This is a genomic window from Roseateles sp. T103, assembly GCF_057219915.1.
Genome location: NZ_JBXVVS010000002.1, coordinates 151,609 through 175,919 on the forward strand (window position 1 = coordinate 151,609; position 24,311 = coordinate 175,919).

At 67.1% G+C, this 24,311-nt stretch carries 22 protein-coding genes and 1 tRNA gene; 4 read left to right on the top strand and 19 right to left on the bottom strand.

The genetic code is table 11. The features are described from left to right. Positions 1 to 33: 33 nt before the first annotated feature. From frr to rpsB, 4 genes are all read right to left on the bottom strand, one after another. Positions 34 to 594: a ribosome recycling factor gene (gene frr, locus AC2EBS_RS07140; protein WP_484727706.1), complete on the bottom strand. Its 561-nt coding sequence runs from the start codon at positions 592 to 594 to the stop codon at positions 34 to 36. Between the two features lie 62 nt (positions 595 to 656). Then, a complete protein-coding gene (pyrH, locus tag AC2EBS_RS07145; protein ID WP_484727707.1) occupies positions 657 to 1,367 on the bottom strand; it encodes a UMP kinase in 711 nt (236 codons plus the stop codon). A 121-nt stretch (positions 1,368 to 1,488) separates the two neighbouring features. Beyond that, positions 1,489 to 2,403, bottom strand: coding sequence for a translation elongation factor Ts (gene tsf, locus AC2EBS_RS07150; RefSeq protein WP_484727708.1), 915 nt, complete (start codon positions 2,401 to 2,403; stop codon positions 1,489 to 1,491). Positions 2,404 to 2,512: 109 nt separating this feature from the next. Continuing rightward, on the bottom strand, positions 2,513 to 3,259 hold the full coding sequence (gene rpsB, locus AC2EBS_RS07155) for a 30S ribosomal protein S2 (RefSeq protein ID WP_484727709.1): 747 nt from the start codon (positions 3,257 to 3,259) through the stop codon (positions 2,513 to 2,515). A 177-nt stretch (positions 3,260 to 3,436) separates the two neighbouring features. On the opposite strand from rpsB, the gene AC2EBS_RS07160 reads away from it, so the two are divergent. The 3 genes from AC2EBS_RS07160 to AC2EBS_RS07170 are packed head-to-tail and all read left to right on the top strand — an operon-like array spanning position 3,437 to position 7,586. Continuing rightward, positions 3,437 to 4,783 carry an amidase gene (locus AC2EBS_RS07160; protein ID WP_484727710.1) on the top strand — a complete coding sequence of 449 codons (1,347 nt, stop codon included), beginning with the start codon at positions 3,437 to 3,439 and terminating at the stop codon, positions 4,781 to 4,783. A gap of 1 nt (position 4,784) precedes the next feature. Further along, the gene (locus tag AC2EBS_RS07165; protein WP_484727711.1) at positions 4,785 to 6,077 is read left to right on the top strand and encodes an FAD-dependent oxidoreductase; all 1,293 of its coding nucleotides are present in this window, start codon (positions 4,785 to 4,787) and stop codon (positions 6,075 to 6,077) included. A 9-nt stretch (positions 6,078 to 6,086) separates the two neighbouring features. Continuing rightward, positions 6,087 to 7,586 carry an NAD(P)H-hydrate dehydratase gene (locus AC2EBS_RS07170; protein WP_484727712.1) on the top strand — a complete coding sequence of 500 codons (1,500 nt, stop codon included), beginning with the start codon at positions 6,087 to 6,089 and terminating at the stop codon, positions 7,584 to 7,586. A gap of 68 nt (positions 7,587 to 7,654) precedes the next feature. Here the strand turns inward: AC2EBS_RS07170 and rnr are convergent, their stop codons facing one another. Beyond that, positions 7,655 to 9,952, bottom strand: coding sequence for a ribonuclease R (rnr, locus tag AC2EBS_RS07175; protein WP_484728303.1), 2,298 nt, complete (start codon positions 9,950 to 9,952; stop codon positions 7,655 to 7,657). 98 nt (positions 9,953 to 10,050) lie between these two features. On the opposite strand from rnr, the gene AC2EBS_RS07180 reads away from it, so the two are divergent. Continuing rightward, positions 10,051 to 10,135: transfer RNA gene (locus AC2EBS_RS07180), tRNA-Leu, on the top strand. Positions 10,136 to 10,253: 118 nt separating this feature from the next. Here AC2EBS_RS07180 and AC2EBS_RS07185 read toward each other — a convergent pair. The 14 genes from AC2EBS_RS07185 to AC2EBS_RS07250 form a co-directional block, all read right to left on the bottom strand. Next, positions 10,254 to 10,778 (bottom strand): phosphoribosyltransferase, encoded by a 525-nt coding sequence (locus AC2EBS_RS07185; protein WP_484727713.1) that lies wholly within the window; start codon positions 10,776 to 10,778, stop codon positions 10,254 to 10,256. Positions 10,779 to 10,806: 28 nt separating this feature from the next. Further along, on the bottom strand, positions 10,807 to 12,144 hold the full coding sequence (locus tag AC2EBS_RS07190) for an adenylosuccinate synthase (RefSeq protein WP_484727714.1): 1,338 nt from the start codon (positions 12,142 to 12,144) through the stop codon (positions 10,807 to 10,809). A 45-nt stretch (positions 12,145 to 12,189) separates the two neighbouring features. Next, positions 12,190 to 13,353 (bottom strand): ATP phosphoribosyltransferase regulatory subunit, encoded by a 1,164-nt coding sequence (locus AC2EBS_RS07195; RefSeq protein WP_484727715.1) that lies wholly within the window; start codon positions 13,351 to 13,353, stop codon positions 12,190 to 12,192. Between the two features lie 97 nt (positions 13,354 to 13,450). After that, positions 13,451 to 13,636: a DUF2065 domain-containing protein gene (locus tag AC2EBS_RS07200; RefSeq protein ID WP_484727716.1), complete on the bottom strand. Its 186-nt coding sequence runs from the start codon at positions 13,634 to 13,636 to the stop codon at positions 13,451 to 13,453. A 10-nt stretch (positions 13,637 to 13,646) separates the two neighbouring features. Further along, entirely contained in the window at positions 13,647 to 14,540 is an 894-nt protein-coding gene (gene hflC, locus AC2EBS_RS07205) for a protease modulator HflC (protein ID WP_484727717.1), read from the bottom strand. Positions 14,541 to 14,555: 15 nt separating this feature from the next. Then, positions 14,556 to 15,866 (bottom strand): FtsH protease activity modulator HflK, encoded by a 1,311-nt coding sequence (gene hflK, locus AC2EBS_RS07210; protein ID WP_484728304.1) that lies wholly within the window; start codon positions 15,864 to 15,866, stop codon positions 14,556 to 14,558. Between the two features lie 32 nt (positions 15,867 to 15,898). Further along, positions 15,899 to 17,089 (bottom strand): GTPase HflX, encoded by a 1,191-nt coding sequence (hflX, locus tag AC2EBS_RS07215; RefSeq protein ID WP_484727718.1) that lies wholly within the window; start codon positions 17,087 to 17,089, stop codon positions 15,899 to 15,901. A 39-nt stretch (positions 17,090 to 17,128) separates the two neighbouring features. Then, complete coding sequence (gene hfq / locus AC2EBS_RS07220) at positions 17,129 to 17,374, bottom strand: RNA chaperone Hfq (RefSeq protein ID WP_484727719.1); 246 nt, start codon at positions 17,372 to 17,374, stop codon at positions 17,129 to 17,131. An 81-nt stretch (positions 17,375 to 17,455) separates the two neighbouring features. Further along, the gene (gene der, locus AC2EBS_RS07225) at positions 17,456 to 18,784 is read right to left on the bottom strand and encodes a ribosome biogenesis GTPase Der (protein ID WP_484727720.1); all 1,329 of its coding nucleotides are present in this window, start codon (positions 18,782 to 18,784) and stop codon (positions 17,456 to 17,458) included. A 54-nt stretch (positions 18,785 to 18,838) separates the two neighbouring features. Beyond that, positions 18,839 to 19,987 (bottom strand): outer membrane protein assembly factor BamB, encoded by a 1,149-nt coding sequence (bamB, locus tag AC2EBS_RS07230; protein ID WP_484727721.1) that lies wholly within the window; start codon positions 19,985 to 19,987, stop codon positions 18,839 to 18,841. Next, on the bottom strand, positions 19,987 to 20,655 hold the full coding sequence (locus AC2EBS_RS07235) for a YfgM family protein (protein WP_484727722.1): 669 nt from the start codon (positions 20,653 to 20,655) through the stop codon (positions 19,987 to 19,989). Before AC2EBS_RS07235 ends, bamB begins: the two co-directional genes overlap by 1 nt. Positions 20,656 to 20,716: 61 nt before the next feature. Then, on the bottom strand, positions 20,717 to 22,018 hold the full coding sequence (gene hisS / locus AC2EBS_RS07240; RefSeq protein WP_484727723.1) for a histidine--tRNA ligase: 1,302 nt from the start codon (positions 22,016 to 22,018) through the stop codon (positions 20,717 to 20,719). A gap of 21 nt (positions 22,019 to 22,039) precedes the next feature. After that, positions 22,040 to 23,329, bottom strand: a complete 1,290-nt coding sequence (ispG, locus tag AC2EBS_RS07245) for a flavodoxin-dependent (E)-4-hydroxy-3-methylbut-2-enyl-diphosphate synthase (RefSeq protein WP_484727724.1) — start codon at positions 23,327 to 23,329, stop codon at positions 22,040 to 22,042. Positions 23,330 to 23,357: 28 nt separating this feature from the next. Further along, complete coding sequence (locus AC2EBS_RS07250) at positions 23,358 to 24,302, bottom strand: helix-turn-helix domain-containing protein (protein ID WP_484727725.1); 945 nt, start codon at positions 24,300 to 24,302, stop codon at positions 23,358 to 23,360. Positions 24,303 to 24,311: the final 9 nt, after the last annotated feature.

A 24,311-nucleotide genomic window follows, 5' to 3' on the forward strand; every position in this document is an offset into this window, starting at 1 on the left:
CCGCGTTCTGGCTCGTCACCGCCGGGCTTCCGCTCAGACGGCCATGATCTCGGCTTCCTTGCCCGAGATCAGCTTGTCGATGTCGGCGATGGTGCGGTCGGTAAGCTTCTGCACCTCGTCCTGGCTGCGGCGCTCGTCGTCTTCGGTGATCGCCTTGTCCTTGAGCAGCTTCTTGGCCTGCTCATTCGCATCGCGGCGCAGATTGCGCACGGCCACCTTGGCGTCCTCGCCGGCATGGCGCACGACCTTGGTCAGCTCCTTGCGGCGCTCCTCGGTCAGCGGCGGCATCGGCACGCGGATCAGATCGCCTTGAGCAGAGGGGTTCAGCCCCAGATCGGACTCGCGAATGGCCTTCTCGATCTTCGCGCCCATGCCCTTTTCCCAGGGCTGCACGCTGATGGTGCGGGCATCGAGCAGGGCCACGTTGGCCACCTGCGAGATCGGCACCATGGAGCCGTAGTAGTCGACATGCACCTGGTCCAGGATGCCCGGATGGGCGCGGCCGGTACGGATCTTCTGCAGCTCGGTCTTGAAGGCTTCGACCGACTTGGCCATCTTGGCCTCGGCGGTCTTCTTGATGTCAGCAATGCTCATGATGTCGCCTTGTGGTTTCGTCGTCCGACTTCGCGTCGTCGTCTACTAACGTGGGCCCACGCTCAGACGTGGACCAGCGTGCCCTCGTCCTCGCCCTGCACCACGCGCTTGAGCGCGCCGGGCTTGAAGATCGAGAACACCTTGATCGGCAGCTTCTGATCGCGGCACAGCGCGAAGGCGGTCGCGTCCATCACCTGCAGGTTCTGCGTGATGGCCTCGTCGAAGCTGATGCGCGCATAGCGCGTCGCGTTCGGGTCTTTCTTGGGGTCGGCGGTGTAGACACCGTCCACCTTGGTCGCCTTGAGGACGACCTCGGCACCAATCTCGGCTCCGCGCAGCGCGGCGGCCGTATCGGTGGTGAAGAAGGGGTTGCCGGTGCCGGCGGCGAACACGACGACCTTGCCCTCTTCCAGATACTGCAAGGCCTTGGGCCGCACATAGGGCTCGACCACCTGCTCGATCGCGATGGCCGACATCACACGTGCGGTCATACCCTCCTGGCGCATCGTGTCGGCCAGCGCGAGCGAGTTCATCACCGTGGCCAGCATGCCCATGTAGTCGGCGGTGGCGCGGTCCATGCCCACCGAGCCGCCAGCCACCCCGCGGAAGATGTTGCCGCCGCCGATGACGACCGCCACCTCCACACCCAGCTGCGTCACCTCCCGGACTTCCTGCACCATGCGCACGATAGTGGCGCGGTTGATGCCATAGGCATCGTCGCCCATCAGGGCCTCACCGGAAAGCTTGAGCAGGATGCGTTTGTACGCCGGCATTCTTACCTCGTCATGCAGTGGGGATGTGGGCTCGCGGATCCAGCCGGCCTTGTGGGCCTGCCGGCGCGGGCACAAGTGTAAAGGGCGCCAGAGGCGCCCTTTGTTTCTCTATGGGGCTTCTTTATTGCCCTTTGGCAGCGGCGGCAGCCTCGGCAGCGGCCTTCTGGGCAGCCACTTCAGCCGCGAAGTCGTCGACCTTCTTCTCGATGCCTTCGCCGACCACGTACAGCGTGAAGCTCTTCACCGTGGTGTTGGCGCCCTTCAGGTAGGCGGCGACGGTCTGCTTGCCATCGGCGGCCTTCACGAAGACCTGGTCCAGCAGAGAGACTTCCTTCAGGTACTTCTGCACCGAGCCCTCAACCATCTTGGCGACGATGTCGGCCGGCTTGCCGGACTCGGCAGCCTTCTCTTCGGCGATCTTGCGCTCCTTGGCGACCAGATCGGCCGGCACTTCGGCAGACGACAGCGCAGCAGGCTTCATCGCAGCCACGTGCATCGCGACGTCCTTGGCGGCAACGTCATCGCCGTCGAACTCGACCATCACACCGATGCGGGTGCCATGCAGATAGGACGACAGCTTGCCGCCACCAGCGTAGCGCTTGAAGCGGCGGATCGTCATGTTCTCGCCGATCTTGCCGATCAGGCCCTTGCGCACGTCTTCCACCGTCGGACCAAAGCCTTCCTGCGACAGCGGCAGGGCGGACAGTTCTTCGATCGAAGCGGGGTTCTTTTCGGCGACCAAGCCGGCCAATGCATTGACGAAGGCCAGGAAGGCATCGTTCTTCGAGACGAAGTCAGTCTCGCAGTTCACCTCGATCAGCGCGCCTGCGCTGCCGACGATGGCCGAGGCCACCACACCTTCGGCCGTGATGCGCGAAGCGGCCTTGCCTGCCTTGTTGCCCAGCTTGACGCGCAGGATTTCCTCGGCACGGGTCATGTCGCCGTCAGCCTCGGTCAGCGCCTTCTTGCACTCCATCATCGGGGCGTCGGTGCGGGCGCGCAGCTCGGCCACCATGCTTGCGGTAATTGCAGCCATTTCAATCTCCGGTTTGCCAGGGAGCCGGCACGCGCCAGCTCCGGTTCAACAATGTTCAGCTTTGAAAAAAAGGGGCTGAATCAGCCCCTCTTGCCTGGGTGAGCGAGGCTCAGGCGCCTTCGTTGACCTCGACGAACTCGTCGCCATCAGCAGCCACGGCTTGCACCAGCTCGGCGGTGGCGTTGGCACGGCCTTCCAGCACCGCGTCGGCGACGGCCTTGGCATACAGCGCCACAGCCTTGGCCGAGTCATCGTTACCGGGGATCACGTAGTCGATGCCTTCGGGCGAGTGGTTGGTATCAACCACGCCGATCACCGGGATGCCCAGCTTCTTGGCTTCGGCGACGGCAATCTTGTGGTAGCCGACGTCGATCACGAAGATGGCGTCAGGCAGCGCACCCATGTCCTGGATGCCGCCGATGTTCTTCTCCAGCTTGGCGATATCACGCTGGAACAGCAGGGCTTCCTTCTTGATCGCCGGCTGCGTGCCAGCTTCGATCTGGGCCTGCATGTCCTTGAGGTTCTTCAGCGAGCCCTTGACCGTCTTGAAGTTGGTCAGCATGCCGCCCAGCCAACGATTGTCGACATAGGGCATGCCGCAGCGGGCAGCTTCGGCGGCGACCACATCGCGAGCCTGACGCTTGGTGCCGATCATCAGGATGGTGCCGCGCTTGGCCGAGAGCTGGCGCACGAACTTCATCGCTTCCTCGAACTTGGGCAGCGTCTTCTCGAGGTTGATGATGTGGATCTTGTTGCGATGGCCGTAGATGAAGGGGGCCATCTTGGGGTTCCAGAAGCGGGTCTGGTGACCAAAGTGGACACCTGCTTCCAGCATTTCGCGCATCGTGACGGACATGAGTAACTCCGAAGGTTGGTTCTAAAATCCGGCCCGAATCGCGCGAGTCTCTTGTGCTTTGTGAGACTGCAGCGCGACACCTTTCGGAAGCCGGTTTGCGATTTGCTTTGCGAGGCCTAGATCGCTGCTGCGAACCTGTGGTGCCCGGCAAAACCCAAAGAGTATACAACAACACCCATGCTTCACGACCTGTGCAGCGCCCTCGAACAGCTGCGCGCCGGCCGCTGTTCGAGCGTCGAGCTGATGGACGCAAGCCTTGCTGCGGCCCGCGGCGATGCAGCCCGGCACGTCTTCATCCGAGACTTCTTCGCCCAGGCTCAGGCCTCCGCCAAAGCCTCCGACCTGCAACACAGCGTCGGAACGCCGCTGCCGCCGCTGGGCGGCCTGGCGATCAGCATCAAGGACCTGTTCGATGTGGCTGGCCTGCCGACCACGGCGGCCTCGGCCTCGCGCCACGACGCCGTCGCTGCCTCAGCCGATGCGCCGGCCGTGGCCCGGCTGCGCCACGCCGGTGCGGCGCTGATCGGTCATACGAACATGAGCGAGTTCGCCTTCTCGGGCCTGGGGCTGAACCCTCACTTCGGCACGCCGATCAACCCGGTGACCCAGGCACTGGACGGCAAGGCACGCATCCCCGGCGGCTCGACCTCGGGTGGTGCCGTCAGCGTGGCCATCGGCGCTGCCTGGGCGGCGCTGGGCTCGGATACTGGCGGCTCGATCCGCATTCCTGCCGCGCTGCAGGGTCTGGTGGGTTTCAAGAACACCGCCCGACTGACGCCTGCGGCCGGCTGCATCCCGCTTTCCACCACGCTAGACACCGTCTGCGCGCTGACGCGCTCGGTACGCGATGCGGTGCTGCTGCACGAGCTGCTCGCCGATCGCCAGGTAGCGCTGCGGCCACGGCCGCTCAGCGCCACGCGCCTGGGTGTGCCGAGCCAATTGCTCGACGGCATGGACGCGACCGTGGCGCGCGCCTTCGAGCGCAGTCTCGCCTCGCTGCGCGCTGCCGGCGCGCAGATCGAGACGATCGATCTGCCGATCGGCGCACTGGTCGACTTGCAGGCACAAGGCGGCTTTGCCGCTGCGGAGAGCTGGGCTTGGCACCGCGAGGCGCTGGCTGCGCGCGGTGCCGCCTACGATCCGCGCGTCGCGCTGCGCATCCGCCGCGGCGAAGCGATAGGCGCCGCCGACTACATCCGCCTGCACGAGATGCGCCGCGACTGGATCGCACGCATGGAAGCGGCGATGCAAGGCTTCGATGCCATGATCTGCCCCACCGTCCCGACCGTCGCACCCGAACTGGCGCCTTTGCTGGCCAGCGACGAGGCCTTCTTCGCCACCAACGCACTGATGCTGCGCAATCCTTCCGTGGTCAATATGCTCGATGGCTGTGCGATCAGCCTGCCCTGCCATGCCGAGGGCGAGCTGCCCGTCGGCTTGATGCTCTGGAGTAGCGCCCTGCGCGACGATGTCCTGCTCAGCCTGGCCAGCCAAGTCGAACACCGCCTGGCGGGAGGGCACTGAGATGCGCATCGCCGTCATCGGCGCCGGCATCGCCGGCGTCGCCACCGCCTACGAGCTTGCGGCCGATGGCCACGAGGTCCATGTCTTCGAGCGCGGCGGCAGCGTCGCCGCCGAAGGCAGTTTCGCCAACACCGGCATCGCCGCGCCGGGCGAGGTCGCGCTGAGCGTCCATCCCCAGGCGATGAAGCTCGCCGGGCCGCTGGGCGCGAGGCTGCGCTGGGGCATACGCACGCGCCGCGCCGCCAAGTCCAGCCCACTGCCTGAGCGCAGCAAGGCGCTGCTCGACCTGGCCGTGTACAGCCAGGAGCGCCAGCAGACGCTGGCGCGCCAGCTCGGCCTGGACTACGAGCACACGCAGGGCCACCTGACGCTGCTGCGCAGCCCCGCCGAGCTCGCTGCGCTGCAGCCGCGCCTGGAGCTGCTGCAGCAACTGGGCGTGGCGCACCAGGTGCTGAGCCCGGCGCAATGCCTGCGCGCCGAACCCGGCCTCAATGCCGAGACCAGGCTGCACGCCGGCGTGCTGCTGAGCCAGAGCGAGGTCGGCAATTGCCGCCAGTTCGCGCTGCTGCTGCGCCAGGAAGCGCAGCGCCTCGGCGCGCGCTTTCACTTCAACAGCAGCGCGCGCCAGATCGAGCGCGGCGACCGCCCGCGCCTGCTGCACGCGCCGACGCCGACCGAGGCGCACGGCGCCATGCCGCGCGATGCCGGCGAGACGCTGCTGCCCGCCCACGACGCCCAGGAGCCGCCGCCGGATCGCTACAGCGCCATCGTCGTCTGCGCCGCCGCGGACAGCGCAGCGCTGCTGCAGCCGCTGGGCCTGAAGCTGCCGCTGATGCCTGTGCAGGGCTGGTCAGTCACCGCGCCGCTGCGCCAACTGGAAGCTTTCCCCGACCTTGGCCCACGCGCCGCGCTGGTGGACGCACGCCACCAGGTGGCGATCAGCCGCATCGGCCAGCGCGTGCGTGTGGCCGGTGGCGCGCTGCTCGGCGTGCCGCCCGCGCACGACGACGGCAATCCGCGCCAGATCGAGCTGCTGCACAAGGTGCTCAACGATTGGTTCCCCGGTGCCACGCAGGTGCAGGGCATCCAGCGCTGGCGCGGCACGCGTGCACTGCTGCCCGACGGCCTGCCGCTGCTCGGCGCCACTGCGCAGACCGGCGTCTGGCTCAACACCGCGCATGGCAGCCATGGCTGGGCGCTGGCCTGTGGCGCGGCCCGCGCGCTGGCTGACCAGTTGCTGGGCCACCAGCCCTCGGTCCGCATCGACGCGATGAACCCCGCGCGCATGCGCTAATCTGCGCGAATGCGCCGCCTGCTCCCCGCCCCGCACCGCCTCGCCCTGCACCTGACGGCCAGCAGTCGCGAGATCGAAGCGCACGCGCAGGCGCGATTGCCGGCGCATGCCCTGATGGCACGGGCCGGTGCGGCGCTGGCCAAGCTGGCGATCGCCGTCGCACCGCATGCGCGGCGCATCTGGATCGCCTGCGGTCCCGGCAACAACGGCGGCGACGGCCTTGTCGCCGCGCGGCTGCTGCACGCGCACGGCCATCAGGTGCAGGTGAGCCTGATCCCGGCCCGCAGCGACGCGCAGCCTGCCGATGCCGCCTGGGCTCTGGCGCAGGCGAAAGCCGAAGGCGTGCCGATCAGCACCGAGCTGCCCGGCTTCCACCCGGACCTGGTCATCGACGCGCTGCTCGGGCTGGGCAGCACGCGTGCGCCGGACGGCACGATGGCGCAATGGATATCGGCAATGAACAGCATGGATGTGCCGGTGCTCGCCGTCGATCTACCCACCGGTGTGGCCAGCGACAGCGGCCGACTGCTCGGCGCAGCGGCGGTGCGCGCCAGCCACACGCTGGCGCTGCTGACGCTCAAGCCCGGGCTGTTTACCGGCCAGGGCCGCGCACAGAGCGGCACGCTGTGGTTCGACGATCTCGGCGTGCTGCCCGACTGTGCCGCCGATGCCTGGCTACTCGGCAGCGACAGCCTCAATGCCGGACGCAGCCAGCCCAGCCATGCCGCGCACAAGGGCAGCCAGGGCGATGTGCTCGTCATCGGCGGTGCAGCGGGCATGCAGGGCGCTACCCGGCTGGCTGCGCGCGCCGCGCTGGCGGCCGGCGCCGGTCGCGTCTATGCCTGCCTGCTCGACGAAAAGGCCGGCGTAGACACGCAGCGTGCCGAGATCATGCACTGGCCGCTGGCGCGGCTGGCCGATGTGGGCGCCTGGCAGGACCAGTGTGTCGTCGCTGGCTGCGGCGGCGGCACCGCGATCGCAGCCCAGTTGCCGCCGCTGCTGCGCCATGCCGCGCGGCTGGTGCTCGACGCCGACGCACTCAACGCCATCGCGGCAGACGTTGCCCTGCGCGGCCTGCTGCAGGCACGCCGCGCCCAGGGCATGGCCACCGTGCTCACACCGCATCCGCTGGAGGCGGCAAGGCTGCTGGACCTGGCGAGCGGCGCCGACATCCAGGCTGATCGGCTCGCTGCCGCAGCCGCACTCGCCGGCCGGTACGGTTGCACGGTCATCCTCAAGGGGTCAGGCAGCGTGATCGCCAGCCCCGAGTTGCCGCCCGCGATCAACAGCAGCGGCAGCGCGGCACTGGCCACTGCCGGCACCGGCGATGTGTTGGCGGGCTGGCTGGGCGGGCTCTGGGCGCAGCAGCCAGCGCGCAGCGCCCATGAACTCGCCTGCGCCGCCGCCTACTGGCATGGCCTGGCCGGCGAGACCCAGCAGGCGGGGCCGCTGCGCGCCGCCGACCTGATCGAGCGCATGCACGCGCTGCACGGCCGGCCGGCCCTGTAAGGTCCGAGCCGGCGCGCAGCCGGCTCTGAAGCCGCTTCGCCGGCCCCTACGCCGCCCGTGACGTCACTTCAGCGACGCTTGCGCCCGCGTGCCTCGCCGGTGCTGGCCGAAGTCTTCGCCGCGCCCTTGCCTGCGCCCTGGCGCGCGGCGCTGCGCGCCGCCTTCACCGGATGCGCGGCAGCCGACTTGCCCTTGCCTGCCGTGCCAGCGGCGCTGCTGCTCTTGCGTCCGGCCTTGGCTTGGCGATCCTTGCGGCGCACCTCATCCAACGCTGCCACTGCGGTCTCGGGCTCGGCCGCCTGACCGGTCTTGTCGCGCACGACGCGGCTGCGCACGCGCGACTCGGCATCGAGCCCGTCGCGCACCAGGCGGAAATCGATCTTGCGGCCGTCCAGATCCACGCGGCTGACCTGCACGCGCACGCGCGCACCGGTGGCGTAGCGGATGCCGGTGCGCTCGCCACGCAGTTCCTGGCGCACCTCATCGAAGCGGTAGTACTCGCCGCCCAGTTCGGTGATGTGGATCAGGCCCTCGACATAGAGCTCGTCGAGCAGCACGAACAGGCCAAAGCTCGTCACTGCACTCACGGTGCCGCTGAACTCCTCACCCAGACGCTCGCGCATATAGCGGCACTTGAGCCAGGCCTCGACGTCGCGCGAGGCTTCGTCGGCGCGGCGCTCATTGGCGCTGCAATGCGCGCCGGCGACTTCCCAGCGCTCGATCTCGGTGCTGGCCTCGGCCGGGTTGATCGGCTTGGCGCGGCCAGGCCGCTTAGCCGGTATCGGCACCTGCATCTTTGTGGCGTCGAGGTGATAGCGCTTGCCGGTCAGCATCGCCTTGATGACGCGATGCACCAGCAGGTCCGGATAGCGGCGGATCGGGCTGGTGAAGTGCGTGTAGGCCGGATAGGCCAGGCCGAAGTGCCCGGCATTGGCCGAGGTGTAGATTGCCTGCTGCATCGAGCGCAGCAGCATGCTGTGGATCTGCGTCGCGTCGGGCCGCTCCTTGGTCGCAGCGGCGATGGCCTGGTACTCGCCGGGCTTGGGCTCGTCGCTGATGCCAATGCCCAGCCCCAGCGCGCGCAGATAGGCCTGCAGCGCCATGCGCTTCTCCGGCGTTGGGCCCTCGTGAACGCGGAACAGCGCATGGTGCTTGCCGCCCTCGATGAAGTCGGCCGCGCAGACGTTGGCCGCCAGCATCGCCTCCTCGATCAGGCGGTGCGCCTCGTTGCGCGTGCGCGGCACGATCTTCTCGATGCGGCCGTTCTCATCGCAGACGATCTGCGTCTCGGTCGTCTCGAAGTCCACCGCGCCACGCTTCTGGCGATGGCCCAGCAGGGCGCGATAGACCTCGTGCAGGTGCAGGAGGTGCGGAATGAGCTCGCGGCGCTTCGCCGCCTCAGGGCCGTGCGTGTTGCCCAGCACCGCAGCGACCTCGGTGTAGGTCAGCCGCGCATGCGAGCAGATCACCGCCGGATAGAACTGGTAGGCGCGCGTCTCGCCGTCCTCGTCGATCAGCATGTCGCAGACCATCGAGAGGCGGTCTTCGTGCGGATTCAGCGAGCACAGGCCGTTGGACAGCTTCTCCGGCAGCATCGGAATCACGCGGCGCGGAAAATACACCGAGGTGGCGCGCTCGTAGGCGTCGAGATCCAGCGGCTCGCCGGGCTTCACGTAATGGCTGACATCGGCGATCGCGACCAGCAGGCGCCAGCCGCTGAAGGCATTCTTGCCGCGCCCCTGCTTGTGCGGCTCGCAGTAGACCGCATCGTCGAAGTCGCGCGCGTCCTCGCCGTCGATGGTGACGAGAGGCACGTCGCGCAGGTCGATGCGCTGCTTCAGGTCCACCGCGCGCAGGCGCTCGGGCAGCTTGGCAGCCTGGGCGAGCGTCTCAGCGCTGAAGCGGTGCGGCACGTCGTACTTGCGCACCGCGATCTCGATCTCCATGCCGGGGTCGTCGATCTCGCCCAGCACCTCGACCACACGACCCACCGGCTGCGAGTAGAGCGACGGCGGCTCGGTCAGTTCGACCGCGACCACCTGGCCTGCGGTCGCGGTGGCGATGCCGTTCTTCGGGATCAGGATGTCCTGTCCCATGCGCTTGTCCTCGGGCGCGACCAGCCAGACGCCAGATTCGAGCAGCAGGCGGCCGATGATCGGGCGCTTCTTGCGCTCGAGGATCTCGAGCACGCGGCCCTCAGGGCGGCCGCGCTTGTCGTAGCGCACGATGCGCACGCGCAGACGGTCGCCATGCATCACTGGATGCATTTCCTGCGACGACAGGTAGATGTCGGGCTGACCGTCGTCGGGCACGAGAAAACCGTGGCCGTCGCGATGCCCCTGGACCGTGCCCTCCAGTTCGGCCAGCAGGCCTGACTGGGGAGTGCTTGTGTTCTTGATGTTCTTGATGATAAACTCTCGTTCTTTCTGAAACGGCCGCAGCTCGCAAGAGCTACGGACACCTTGCCCAGGTGGCGGAATTGGTAGACGCACTAGTTTCAGGTACTAGCGGGTAACTCCGTGGAGGTTCGAGTCCTCTCCTGGGCACCAAAATCTTCTAAAAAAGGCCAGCGCGAGCTGGCCTTTTTTCTTTTGTCCTCGCGGGTGCAACGATAACCGAAGGACAGACCTGTGCGAGCGCTCGCACAGGCCGGCGGTGCGACGCCGATCAAGCCTGGCCGTGCTTCTTGGCCAGCGCTTCGGGACGCAGGCTGTCGTACTCTTCGAAGGGCTGATGGATCCAGGGACTGGTCTCCAGCATCTCGACGTAGTAGTCGGGCGTGTAGGTTGACACGCCCTTGGTCCAGATCACCGCCGAGCGCAACTCGCTGATCGCCGGCATGCCGCGCAGGCGCTCGACCACCGCCTTGAGCGTCACCCCCGAATCGGCCAGATCGTCGACCAGCAGCACGCGGCCGGCCAGCTCGCCCTTGGGCATGGTGATGTACTTGGCGATGTCCAGGCGGCCCTGGATCGTACCGGCCTCGGCGCGATAGGAGCTGGTGGACATGATGCCCAGCGGCTTGTCGAACACGCGGGAAAGCACGTCGCCAGGGCGCATGCCGCCGCGCGCCAGGCAGAGGATCTGGTCGAACTGCCAGCCTGAGGCATGGATCTGCAGCGCCAGCCGCTCGATCAAAGAGTGGTACTCGTCCCAGGATACATAGAGGTGCTTGCCGTCATCGGTCAACATGCGTGTCGTCTCCGTTCGGTGTTCTGAATCAACCCTTGTAGGGATGCTGCAGCAGGATGGTGTGGTCGCGGTCCGGACCGGTGGACACCATGGCGATCGGCGCGCCGGTGAACTCCTGCACGCGCTCCAGGTAGCGGCGTGCGTTCAGAGGCAGCTTGTCCCATTCAGTGATGCCGGCGGTGGAGTCGCTCCAGCCCGGGAAAGTCTCGAAGATGGGCTTGCAGGCCTCGATCTCGTCGGCGTCCAGCGGCAGGATATCCACGGTCTGGCCACCCAGCTCGTAGCCGACGCACATCTTGACCTCGGCCAATCCGTCCAGCACGTCCAGCTTGGTCATGCACAGGCCGCTGATGCCGTTGATGATGATGGAGCGCTTCAGCGCAGCAGCGTCCAGCCAGCCGCAACGGCGCGCACGCCCTGTGACCGTGCCCTTCTCCTGGCCAACGGTCGAGAGGTGATAGCCGACGGTGCCAGGCTTCTCCCAGTCCAGTTCGGTCGGGAACGGACCGCTGCCCACACGCGTGGTGTAAGCCTTGGTGATGCCCAGCATGTAGTGCAGCATCTGCGGACCCACGCCGGCGCCAGCGGCGGCATTGCCGGCCACGCAGTTGCTCGACGTGACGTAAGGATAGGTGCCGTGGTCGATGTCCAGCAGCGTACCCTGCGCACCCTCGAAGAGGATGTTCTGGCCGGCCAGATGCGCCTTGTGCAGCATGTAGCCCACGTCGGCCATCATCGGCTTGAGGAACTCGGCCATCTTCATCGCCTGGTCGAAGATGGGCTGGAACTCCAGCGCATTGGACTTCAAGTAACCGGTCAACGCGAAGTTGTGCAACTCCAGCAACTCCTTGAGCTTCTTGGCGAAGCGCTCGGGATGCTTCAGGTCCTGCACGCGCAGTGCGCGGCGGGCGACCTTGTCTTCGTAGGCCGGACCGATGCCCTTGCCGGTGGTGCCGATCTTGCCGCTGCCGCTGCTCTCGCGCAGCGCCTCGCGGGCCTTGTCCACTTCCACATGGAAGGGCAGGATCAGCGGGCAGGATTCGCTGATGAACAGGCGCGAGCGCACCTCGACGCCGGCCTTCTCCAGGCGCTCGATCTCGCCGAGCAAGTGGGTCGGGTCCAGCACCACGCCGTTGCCGATGTAGCAGGCCACGCCGTCGCGCATGATGCCCGAGGGGATCAGTTGCAACGCCGTCTTCACGCCCTTGATCACAAGGGTGTGGCCGGCGTTGTGGCCACCCTGGAAGCGCACCACGCCCTGAGCGTGCGGCGTCAGCCAGTCCACCACCTTGCCCTTGCCCTCGTCACCCCACTGGGTGCCGACGACGACCACATTGCGTCCGCGCACGATTTCGCTGCTGTTCATCACTGATATCCCGATAAATCCTTGGACAGGCCGTGTCGTCGCGCTTCAAAGCGCACGCACCGCCCACTGATCGCCGACGCGCACCAGCTCGCGGTCGCAGTCGAATTCGTCACCTTCGTGCTCGTGCCCAGGGAGCACGCACACGACCGTCTCGCCCATCTCGCGCAGGCGACGGATCGCCGCGCGCAGGCTGGCCTCCTCGCCCCAGGGAGCACGCACCGCAGCGCGCAAGGGCGTCGCTGGTGTCAGCGCAACCAGCGATTTCAGATCCAGACTAAAACCTACAGCCGGGCGGCGTCGGCCGAACACCGCACCAACCTCGTCATAGCGCCCGCCGCGCAGCACCGCATCGCTGCTGCCCTCGGCATAGGCGGCGAAGCGTGCACCGCTGTAGTAGGCGTAGCCGCTGAGATCCGCCAGGTCGAAGCCCAGGCGCACCTCCGGGTGCGTGGCTTGCAGATGGCTGGCCAGCCACTGCAGATCGTCCAGCGCAGCGCGGATCACCGGGTTGTCGGGCAGTTGGCTGCGCGCCGCCGCCAGCACCTCGCTGCCACCGTAGAGCTTTAACAGTTGCTGCAGTCCGTCGCGGACCTCAGCCGGCAACCCAGCGGTGAGCTGCGCCAGCTGCGCCGCATCCTTGGTGGCCAGCGCAGCAACGATGTCGCCCAGCCGGGCCGCGGGCAGTTGCAGATCGCCGAGCACGCCCTTGACAAGCCGTGCGTCACCCAGGTCGATGACGATGCCCTTGAGTCCGGCCCGCCGCATCGCGTCCAGCGCCAGTTCCTGCACTTCGAGGTCGGCCTCGAGGCCGGCATGGCCGTAGATCTCCACGCCGAACTGCAGCGGCTCACGGCTGCTCTGCATGCCGGCCGGGCGCGTATGCAGTACCGGGCCGCAGTAGCACAGGCGCGTCACGCCGGCACGATTGAGCAGGTGTGCATCAATGCGCGCCACCTGCGGAGTGGTGTCGGCGCGCAGCCCCATGGTGCGGCCGGAGAGCTGGTCCACCAGCTTGAAAGTCTTGAGATCGAGCTCGCGGCCGGTGCCGGAGAGCAGCGACTCCAGATACTCCAGCAGCGGAGGCATGACGAGCTCGCAGCCATAGCTGCGCGCCATGTCCAGCAGCTCGCGCCGAAGTTCTTCGATGCGGCGCGCCTGGGACGGCAGAACGTCAGCGATGTGCTCGGGCAACAGCCAAGCAGAGGACATGGACGTGTGTGGCGGTTAAAAACGGCATTGTACCGGGCAGGCGTGGCGAAATCGCCTCCGCCGGCGTCAGTCAAGCGTCAGCGTCACCGCATGCGCTTCAGTGCAACAGCCACAGGCTCAGTAGTCCGGCCAGCATGCTGGCCAGACCGATGAAGCGGATCTGTCCGTCGCTCATCGCCAGCACCCTGGCGAAGACCTGGCGCCAACCGGTCGGACTCAGGAAGGGCAACAGACCCTCGATGACCAGCATCAGCGCCAGCGCCGTCAGCAGGACTTCGGCCACGGACGTGTGATTACCTGGTCTTGGCGGGGGCGCCCACGCCACTGCTGCCGCGCATGGCCTTGAAGAACTCGCTGTTCGGGTCGACCACCATCACGTCGGACTTGCTGCGGAAGCTCGCCCGGTAGGCCTCCAGCGAGCGATAGAACTGCGCGAAAGCCGGATCGCGCCCGAAGGCGTCGGCATACAAGACCGATGCCCGGGCATCACCCTCACCCTTGATCTTCTGCGCATCCCGATAGGCTTCGGCGACGATGATCTCGCGCTGGCGCTCGGCGTCGGCGCGGATCTTCTCGCTCTCGGCCGCACCGGTCGACCGCAGTTCGTTGGCGACCCGCTTGCGTTCGGATTCCATGCGGCGATAGACCGCCTCGGTGATGTTGGCCGAGAAGTCCACGCGCTTGATGCGCACGTCGACGATCTCGATACCGAACTGCTTGGCCTCGTCGGTGAGGCGCGCGCGAACGTCGTTCATCACCTTCTCACGCTCGGTGGCCAGCACTGCACGCACCGTGCGCTTCGTGACCTCCTCGTTGAGCGCGGCCTGCACGATAGGGCTCAGCCGGTTCTCGATGTTGCGGATGTCGCTGCCGGCGTTGCGGATGAACTGGCGAGGCTCGGAAATTCGCCACTTCACCAGCCAGTCGATCACCAGGCTCTTCTTTTCGGCAGTGAAGATCGGCCGAGTTTCCGGGCTGTCCAGCGTCTGCATGCGCCGGTCCAGGAAGACCACGTTCTGGAATGGCGGCGGCAGCTTGAACTTCAGGCCCGGCTCGGTGACAACTTCTTTGATCTCGCCGAGCGCGTAGATCACGGCAAACTGGCGCTGATCGACGATGAACAGCGTCGAGCTGGCCAGCATGAGGGCGACAAGGGCGCCGATGACGATGGAGGCAATGCGATTCATAGCGGGTTGTCCTGATCAGCGGCCGTCACGGTCACGAGCGCGCGAGCCATCGCGGGAGCGGACATCGGCCGCGCCGCTACTCACTGCCGGGCTGTCGGTGGAACTGCTCGGCAGCGGAGCGCTGACGCTCACGCTGCCCTGTTGCTGCTGCAGCAGCTTGTCCAGCGGCAGGTACAAGAGGTTGGAGCCACTGCGGCTGTCCACCATGACCTTGCTGACGTTGGAGTAAATCTGCTGCATGGTGTCGATGTACAGACGGTCGCGCGTCACTGCCGGCGCTTTCTGATACTCGGCATAGACGCTCTTGAAGCGCTGCGCATCACCCTCGGCCTGCGCGACGACGCGTGCCTTGTAGGCTTCGGCCTCCTCGCGCAGACGCGCCGCCGTACCCTGCGCCTTGGGAATGATGTCGTTGGCGTAGGCCTGGCCTTCGTTCTTCAGGCGTTCGCGGTCAGCGCCGGCCTTGACAGCGTCGTCGAAGGCCGCCTGAACCTGCTCGGGGGCCTGCACGCTCTGCACGTTGATGTTCGCCACCAAGATGCCGGCCTTGAGTCGGTCCAACTGAGCCTGTACCGACTTCATCAGCTCGGCGGCGATCGCGTCGCGCTGCTCGTACAGCACCGAGTCCATGCCGCTCTTGCCGACGATCTCGCGCACGGCCGACTCTGCCGCTTGCACCACGGCCTCGTCCGGACCGCGGTTCTCGAACAGGTACTCGCGCGCATCCTTCAGCCGGTACTGCACCGAGAAGCGGATGTCGACGATGTTCTCGTCCTGCGTCAGCATCGACGAGTCGCGCAGACCGGTGGCCTGCACCACCGAATTGCGGCCCACCTCGACCGAGCGCAGCTGCGTCACCGGCACGGTTTCGTTGGCCTGGAAGGGATAGGGCAGCCGCCATTGGAAGCCGGCGTCCACCGTCTTGCTGTACTTGCCGAAGGAGGTCACCACCGCCTGCTGGCCTTCCTGCACGATGAAGAAGCCGCTACCCAACCAGCCGAGCACGACCACACCGGCGATCAGGCCGACGCCGATGCCGGCATTCTTCATGTCGGGCTGACGGCCACCACCGCCATGGCCCTGCCCGCCACCCTGGCCATCGCCACCGGGACGAGCGCCGAACATGCCGGAGAGCTTGCGATTGAAGTCGCGCCAGAGTTCGTCCAGGTCGGGCGGGCCGTCGTTGCGGCCGTTGCTGAGATGCCGGCCGGCGCGCCAGGGCAGCGCCGATGCCAGCAGGCCAGCTGCCAGCGCACGCGCTGCAGCCGCCACGGCACCCAGGCCGTTGTGTGGCCGACGCGCGCCGAGGGACTCGTAATTGTTCATGCTCATGGCCTGTCAGTCAGTGAGTCGTTCGATCAATGGTTGCTGAGTTCGGCAGGAGGCGCCGCATGCGGCAGCTCCACGCCCTGTTCGCGCATCGCGGCAACGATCTGGCTGCGCAGCAGCTCCAGCCCGGTGCCCTGCACCGCGCTGACGAAGACGCGCGGCACGCGCAGGCCGCCTGGCCGCTCGATCCAGTCCATTGCGGCGCGCGGCCGCTGGCTCTCATCGAGCAAGTCCTGTTTGTTGTAGACAAGGATCTGTGGAATCTCGGCGGCGCCGATCTCGTCGAGCACCCGCTCCACCTCGACCATCTGCTCGTCGAGCTGTGGCGACGCGGCATCGACCACATGCAGCAGCAGGTCCGCCTCGGCAGCCTCCTGCAGCGTGGCCTTGAAGGCCTCGACCAGCTTGTGCGGCAGGTCGCGGATGAAGCCGACGGTGTCGGACAGCGAGACGCTCTGTCCCGCCTCCTCCAGATACATCGAACGCGTGGTCGTATCCAGCGTCGCAAACAACTGGTTGGCTGCGTAGCTGCGCGCCTTCACCAGTGCATTGAAGAGCGTGGACTTGCCGGCATTGGTGTAGCCGACCAGCGAGACCTTGAAGACCGCATTGCGCTCGCGCGCCCGCCGCTGCGTGCTGCGCTGGCGCTGCACCTTCTTCAGCCGCTCCTTGGTGACCTTGATGCGGTCGTCGATCATGCGACGGTCCAGCTCGATCTGCGCCTCGCCGGGGCCGCCACGCATGCCGATGCCTCCGCTCTGGCGCTCCAGGTGGCTCCAGCGCCGCACCAGGCGTGTGGCCAGGTACTGCAGCCGCGCCAACTCGACCTGCAGCTTGCCCTCGTGGCTCTTGGCGCGTGCGGCGAAGATCTCCAGGATCAGCGCCGTGCGGTCGGCCACCGGCACGCCCAGCACGCGCTCCAGATTGCGTTGCTGCGCGGGCGAGATCGCCTGGTCGAAGAGCACGGTCTGCGCGCCATGGGCCTGCACCAGAAGCTTGATCTCGTCAGCCTTGCCGGAGCCGACGAACAGCGCCGCATCAGGCGCTTGCCGGCGCGCGACGACTCGCGCCACCGGCGTGTCGCCGGCGGACTCAGCGAGCAGGGCCAGTTCATCCAGCGTCGGATCGAAGGCCGCTCCGCGGCCGAAATCGACGCCGACAAGAATGGCGCGCGCCGCCTCGGAGGGCGGCGACGACGGGGTGGAGGTGGAGGAGCTCAAGGTCTTGCGTCAAGGGCGCGCGGCCCGGGGCGCCACGCGTCAGGACGACTCAGCGCCGCCTTCGGCAGCGTGGAAGTTCACCGCACGACCCGGCACCACGGTGGAAATGGCGTGCTTGTAGACCATCTGGGTCACGGTATTGCGGAGCAACACGACGTATTGGTCAAAGGACTCGATCTGGCCCTGCAGCTTGATGCCGTTGACCAGGTAGATCGAGACCGGCACGTGTTCCTTGCGCAGCAGGTTCAGAAAAGGATCTTGCAAGAGTTGTCCTTTGTTGCTCACGATATTCACTCCGTGTTGAGTAATGCCAAGTGCCGGCACCTTAACACAGGGCCGGCGCGGGTTTGCCGCGCAGGGGCTTGCTTATTCGTCCTTGAAGGGATTCTTCGCCGAACGCAATTCGATGCGCAAAGGAGTACCGACCAGCTTGAAGTGGGTGCGGATGCGCCCTTCCAGGTAGCGCTTGTAGACCTCGGTGATGCCTTCCAGTGCCGTGCCGTGGATCACGACGATGGGCGGATTCATGCCGCCCTGGTGGGCATAGCGCAGCTTGGGGCGCGACAGCCCGCTTCGCTTGGGTGCCTGATGCTCCACTGCCTCGTGTACGAGTCGCGTCAGCACCGGCGTGCTCATCTTGCGGTGTGCCGATGCGTAGGCATCGGCCATGGCGTTCCATAGCGGCCCCAGTCCTTGACGTTTCAAGGCTGAGATGTGGTGCACCGGTGCAAATTTCAAGAAGGCCAGCCGATGTTCGATCGAGCGGGCCAGCTGCTCGCGCTGGTAGCTGTCCACCGCGTCCCACTTGTTCACCGCCAGCACGACGGCACGACCGCTGTCGAGGATGTAGCCGGCGATGTGCGCATCCTGGTCGGTGACACCCTGAGTCGCGTCCAGCAGCAGCAGCACCACATGCGCATCAGCGATGGCCTGCAGCGTCTTGACCACCGAGAACTTCTCGATCGCCTCGAAGACCTTGCCCTTGCGGCGCAGGCCGGCGGTGTCGATCAGCTCAAACTTCTGGCCATTGCGCTCGAAGGGCACCGAGATCGCGTCGCGCGTCGTGCCCGGCATGTCGAAGGCGACCAGGCGCTCCTCGCCGAGCCAGGTGTTGATCAGCGTGCTCTTGCCCACATTGGGCCGGCCGGCCACGGCCAGACGGATCACACCGTCCTGCTCGGCTTCGTCTGCGCCGCGGTTGGGTTCGAAGGGCTCCAGCACCGTCTCCATCAGGCTGCGGATGCCCTGGCCATGCGCTGCGGAGATCGGGTGCGGCTCGCCCATGCCCAGCTCGTGGAACTCGGCCAGCAGCGGCGAGTCGCTCATGCCCTCGGCCTTGTTCACTGCCAGGTGCACGCGCTTGTTGGCCTGGCGCAGGTAGCGGGCGATGTCCTGATCCTGACCCGAGAGGCCCATGCGCACGTCGACGACGAAGATCACTGCATCCGCCTCGGCCACGGCCTGGCGGGTCTGCTTGGCCATCTCCTTGACGATGCCGGTGGAGCTGTCGGGCTCGAAGCCGCCGGTGTCGACGACGATGAACTCGTGGTCACCCAGGCGCCCATCGCCATAGTGGCGATCGCGCGTCAGACCGGCGAAGTCGGCGACGATGGCGTCGCGGCTCTTCGTCAGCCGGTTGAACAGCGTGGACTTGCCCACATTGGGGCGGCCGACCAGGGCGATGACGGGCTTCATGGGGACTGCTTCAGTGCCTGTTCTTCTTGTTGTCGTTCTTCAGCGGCGTGGCGCTTACTGCGGACGCAGCGCGAATAGGCCGCCCTTCTTGGTCGCCACCAGGATGGTGGTGCCGATGGCTACTGGTGCGCTGACGATGGGCGAGCCGTCGGTGGCCAGGCGCAGCACGGTCTTGCCGCTGTCGCGGGCGACGAAGTGCACATAGCCGTCCATGTCGCCGAACACCACCGTGTTGCCCACGGCCAGCGGCGCGCTCAGCTTGCGGTTTGTGAACTGCTCCGCGGTCCAGACGATGTCGCCGTTGACTATCTTCCAGGCGGTGAGGCGGTCGGAAGCGTCGGCGCCATAGACATGGTCCGCATCACCTGCGAGGCCCGTCAGGCCGGCATTGTTCCGGCTCCACAGCGCGCTGCCGCGCTCGGCATTGACACAGCCCACAGCCGACTGGAACGCGCGAGCGCACAGCGTCGTGCCCTGGCGGTACAGCGGCGCCACCAGGTCGGCCAGACGCTCGACCTCGTTGGTACCGCGCGGCGCGGCGACATTGGCTTCCCAGCGCAAGGTGCCACGCAGCGGGTCCACGCCCGCCAGACGCGGGCCCTGCCCGACGATCAACGTGTCCTTGTAGGCGGCGATCACGCCGGGCTGGGCCAGCGTCAGCGGCTCGCCGGGACGGCGCAGCTCCCACAGCCGGCGCCCATCCAGCACGTCGAAGGCCTGCACCGCGCGGTCGACGGTGAGTACGAAGACGCGCTCGCCGGCCACCAGCGGTGCAGCAAACACCGGCACATTCAGCGTGCGGCGCCACAGCGTCTTGCCGGCATCCAGCGCGATCAGCTCGTTGCCACGCGTGACGACGGCGGCAAAGCGACCGTCGCTGCCCACGCCGGCCGAGAGGCGGCCCAGCGCCTCGCTGCGCCATTGCACGGCACCGGTATCCGCCTGCAGAGACCGCACCGAGCCATCACCGCCAGCCACGATGAAGCGATCGCCCGCGACGGCGATCGACAGCGGGAAGGCCAGGCTGTCCACCTGGCTGCTCCACACGACACGGCCGGCAATCGGTGCGGCGATCGTCTCCAGCGGCGCCGGCTTGACCGGCGGCGTGCTGCTGAAGATCGAGCAGGCCGACAGCATGACTGCGGCGGCAGCGACGCCAAGGCCGTTGCGGGCGGCGACTCGCAGGCGCGTCGGGCTCATCATCACTTGCTCTCCTTGGCGACGTCTTCAGCCGGCGCGGCACCCAGGCTCGCCAGCTTGGCTTCCACCAGCACGCGATAGTCCAGGCTCTTGTCCATCGCCGCGTAGGCTTTCTGGTACTCAGCCTTGGCCTGATCAGGCTTGCCCGACAGCAAGGCAAGGTCGCCACGACGATCGGCCACCAGCGCCGCGAACTCGGCTCCCTTGACCGCATCCAGGGTCTTGGCGGCCTCGTCGTACTGCTTGGCATCAAGCTGCAGGCCGGCCAGACGCAGGCGCGCGATGTCGCGGTACTCGGTCTCGGCCGCGTTCTCTGCGGCCCAGGCCAGGCTGGTCTTGGCAGCGTCGGTCTGGCCCTTCTCGTGCTGCAGTCGCGCGGCCAGCAAAGCAGCCTGCGCCGCATAGGTGGTACGGCCGTAACGCTCCTTCAGATCTCCGAAGACGCGCCCCGCCTTGTCGGCATCGCCCTGCTTGGCGGCACGGTCGAGTTCGTCGAACATCGCCGCAGCCTTCACAGCCTGCTCGCGCTGCCACCAGCCCCAGCCCGTCCAGCCGGCATAGGCCAGCAGCGCCAGCGTGATCAGCCAGGTGATCAGATTGCCGTACTGTTTCCAGAAGGCCTTGACCCGTTCCAGCTGTTCCTGTTCTTCGAGATCGAGATGCGACGCCATGTGAGAAGTGAGCTTCGTGAGCTGTTGATCGGTTGTCGTTCCGCGGATTCGGGAGCCGCGATTATGCGTTGGGCAGCAACTCGGCCGCCCAGGCCGAGACCTCGGCCAGCTTGCGCGTGTACTGCGCGGCTCCTTCGCTGCGCAGCGGCTTGATCGCCACCTCGCCGCGCGAGAGCTCGTCCTCGCCGAAGACCAGCGCGAAGGTGGCGCCGCTGGCGTCGGCCTTCTTGAACTGCGACTTCATGCTGCCCTGCCCCGGATGCAGGATCACCGCGACGCCAGCGGCACGCAGCGCCTCCAGCGCCACCATGATCTGCGGCAGCTGCGCGGCCGAGGGCACCACCGCATAGGCCTGCGGCGCCGGCGCAGCGGGCACCACGCCCACTTCTTCAAGCAGCAGCAGCATGCGCTCCATGCCCATGCCCCAGCCGACGCCGGGCGCCGGCTTGCCGCCGAGCTGCTCGATCAGGCTGTCGTAGCGGCCGCCGCCACAGACCGTGCCCTGCGAGCCCAGGCGTTCGGTGACCCACTCGAACACGGTGAGGTTGTAGTAGTCCATGCCGCGTACCAGGCGCGGGTTGATGCGGTACTCCAGCCCGGCAGCATCGAGCACGGCGCGCACCGCGTTGAAGTGCGCCATCGAAGCTTCGCCGAGGAAGTCGATCAGCTTGGGCGCTTCCTCGACCACCTGCTGCATCGCCGGGTTCTTGGTGTCCAGCACGCGCAGCGGATTGCTGTACATGCGGCGCTTGGCTTCCTCGTCGAGGAAGGCGCTGTTGGCCTCCAGGTGCTTGATCAGCGCCTCGCGGTGGGCGCGGCGCTCGTCGGGCTGGCCCAGGCTGTTGAGCTCCAGGCGCACGTCGCGGCCTTCGACCAGGCCCAGTTCGCGCCAGAGCTGGCGGCACATCAGGATGATCTCGGCATCGACGTCCGGACCGGCAAAGCCCAGCGCCTCGACGCCAACCTGATGGAACTGGCGGTAGCGGCCCTTCTGCGGACGCTCGTGACGGAACATGGGGCCGATGTAGAACAGCCGCTTGCCACCTTCGCGCAGGAAGGAATGCTCGTTCATCGCGCGCACCACGCCGGCCGTGCCCTCCGGGCGCAGCGTCAGCAGATCGCCGTTCATCTTGTCCTCGAAGGAGTACATCTCCTTCTCGACGATGTCGGTGACCTCACCCAGACCGCGCACGAACAGTGCGGTGGGCTCGACGATGGGCGTGCGCACATTGGCATAACCGTAGCGCTGCATGATGGAGCGCACCTTGGCCTCAAACCACTCCCAGCGCGCCGAGTCCGGCGGCAGGATGTCGTTCATGCCTTTCACAGCCTGCAGCGGCTGCAGCTTCTTCTGCTCAGTCATTGTTGTTCTTCGTGCTCGGGTTCAGGCAGCGGTGGCGCCGCCGAACCTCTTCTCGATGTAGTTCTCGACCAGCGCGTGGAACTCGGTCGCGATGTTCTCGCCGCGCAGCGTCAGCGCCTTCTCGCCGTCGATGAAGACCGGCGCGGCCGGCGCCTCGCCGGTGCCCGGCAGGCTGATGCCGATGTCGGCATGCTTGCTCTCGCCGGGGCCGTTGACGATGCAGCCCATCACCGCGACCTTGAGGTTCTCGACGCCGGGATACTTGCCGCGCCAGATCGGCATCTGCGCGCGCAGGAAGTCATCGATCTGCTTGGCCAGCTCCTGGAAGGTGGTGCTGGTGGTGCGGCCGCAGCCGGGGCAGGCGGTGACGCTGGGGTTGAAGGCACGCAGGCCCAGGGCCTGCAGGATCTCCAGCGCCACCACCACCTCCTGCGTGCGCGGCTCGCCGGGCTGCGGCGTCAGCGAGACGCGGATGGTGTCGCCAATGCCTTCCTGCAGCAGCACCGACAGCGCCGCGGCCGAGGCCACCGTGCCCTTGGTACCCATGCCGGCCTCGGTCAGGCCCAGGTGCAGCGCGTAGTCACAACGTTCGCTCAGCGCGCGATAGACCGAGATCAGGTCCTGCACGCCGCTGACCTTACAGCTGATGATGATGTTGTCCGGGTTCATGCCCAGCTCGCGGGCATAGCTGGCCGAACTCAGCGCAGATTCGATCAGTGCCTGGTACATCACCTGCTGACCGTCCCAGGGCACGGCGCGCTGCGCGTTCTCATCCATCATCTGGGCCAGCAGTTCCTGGTCCAGGCTGCCCCAGTTGACGCCGATGCGCACGACCTTGTCGTACTTCATCGCCGCCTCGATCATCTGCGCGAACTGGCGATCCTTCTTGTCGCCCTTGCCGACATTGCCCGGATTGATACGGTACTTGGCGAGCGCCTGCGCCATCGCCGGATAGTCGGTCAGCAGCCGGTGGCCGTTGTAATGGAAGTCGCCGACCAGCGGCACATCGATGCCCATGCGGTCGAGCTGCTCGCGGATATGCGGCACGGCCTCGGCGGCCTCGGGCGTGTTGACGGTGATGCGCACCAGCTCGGAGCCAGCAATCGCCAGCTCCTTGACCTGGATGGCCGTACCGATCACGTCCACGGTGTCGGTGTTGGTCATCGACTGGACACGCACCGGTGCATCGCCACCGATGGTGAGCACGCGCGAACCGCAGCGCACCGTGGCCTGGCGTCTGCGCCGGGCAGCCGGCTTTGCAGCAGCAATCGCTTGCGGGTCGAGGATAGAAGTACTGCGGCTGTCAGTCATGGGGCTCTGCAGGGCTTGCGGGTGCGGATCAATTCAGCTCGATGCGGGCGACGTTGTCCTTGCTGCGCCCAGCCAGGTCCAGACTGGCACCGCGCAGCAGCGCCTCAGTGCCAGCCACATTGCCGACGCGCAGCTGCGCCGGTAGCGCAACGTCCAACTCGGCCTGCTCACCCGGCTGCATCAGGCGCGAGAACTGCACCTGGCCACGCGCATCGGTGACTTCGATCCAGGTCTGCGCCTTGGCACGCAGCAGCAGCGGCGAGGCGCCGACGGGCTTGGGGGCGGTCCCGGCCGGCGCCGGCACAACCGCCACCGGGGGCACAGTCGGCGCCGGTGCAGGCACGGCGGCCTGCGCGGGCGGCACGACGGGCACCGATGCAGCGGTCGAAGGCGACGCGGCCTCGGTCCGGACCTGCGACGCCGACGGGCTTTCGGCCGGGGACGCAGCGCTGGCGGGCAGCTCCACCACCTGGGTGCCCAGTGGCTGCTGGGCAATCGGCACCGCCGCCGGCTGACTGGGCTGCAGCCAGCCCTCAGGCAACAGATAAACCGCCAGAGCTGCGAGCAGCAGCAGCGCCGGCGCCCAGACGACCGGACTCTTGATCCAGTCCAGGCCCAGGGTCTCATCCTGCGAAGGACGCTCGCGGAAAGGCTCGTTCAAGCCTGGCGACACCTTCTCCAGCGTGCCGCTGTCGCTGGGAGGCAGCAGCGCCAGCACCGGGGTTGCATCGATCTTGAGCAAGCGGCACATGGCCGTAGCCAGGGCTCGCGCGAAGGTGGCGTCAGGCAGATCCTGGTAGCGATCGGCCTCGAGGGCTTCCAGCTTGGACTGCGGCACCTTGAGGTGCACCGACATTGCCGCGATATGCAGGCCCTTGGCCTGACGTGCCTGCCTGAGCCAGGCGCCCGCAGTCGCAGCCTGAGCTGGCGGCGAAGACAAGGGCGGAGCGCCTTCGTTGACGACCGCGGACATGTTCTCTCC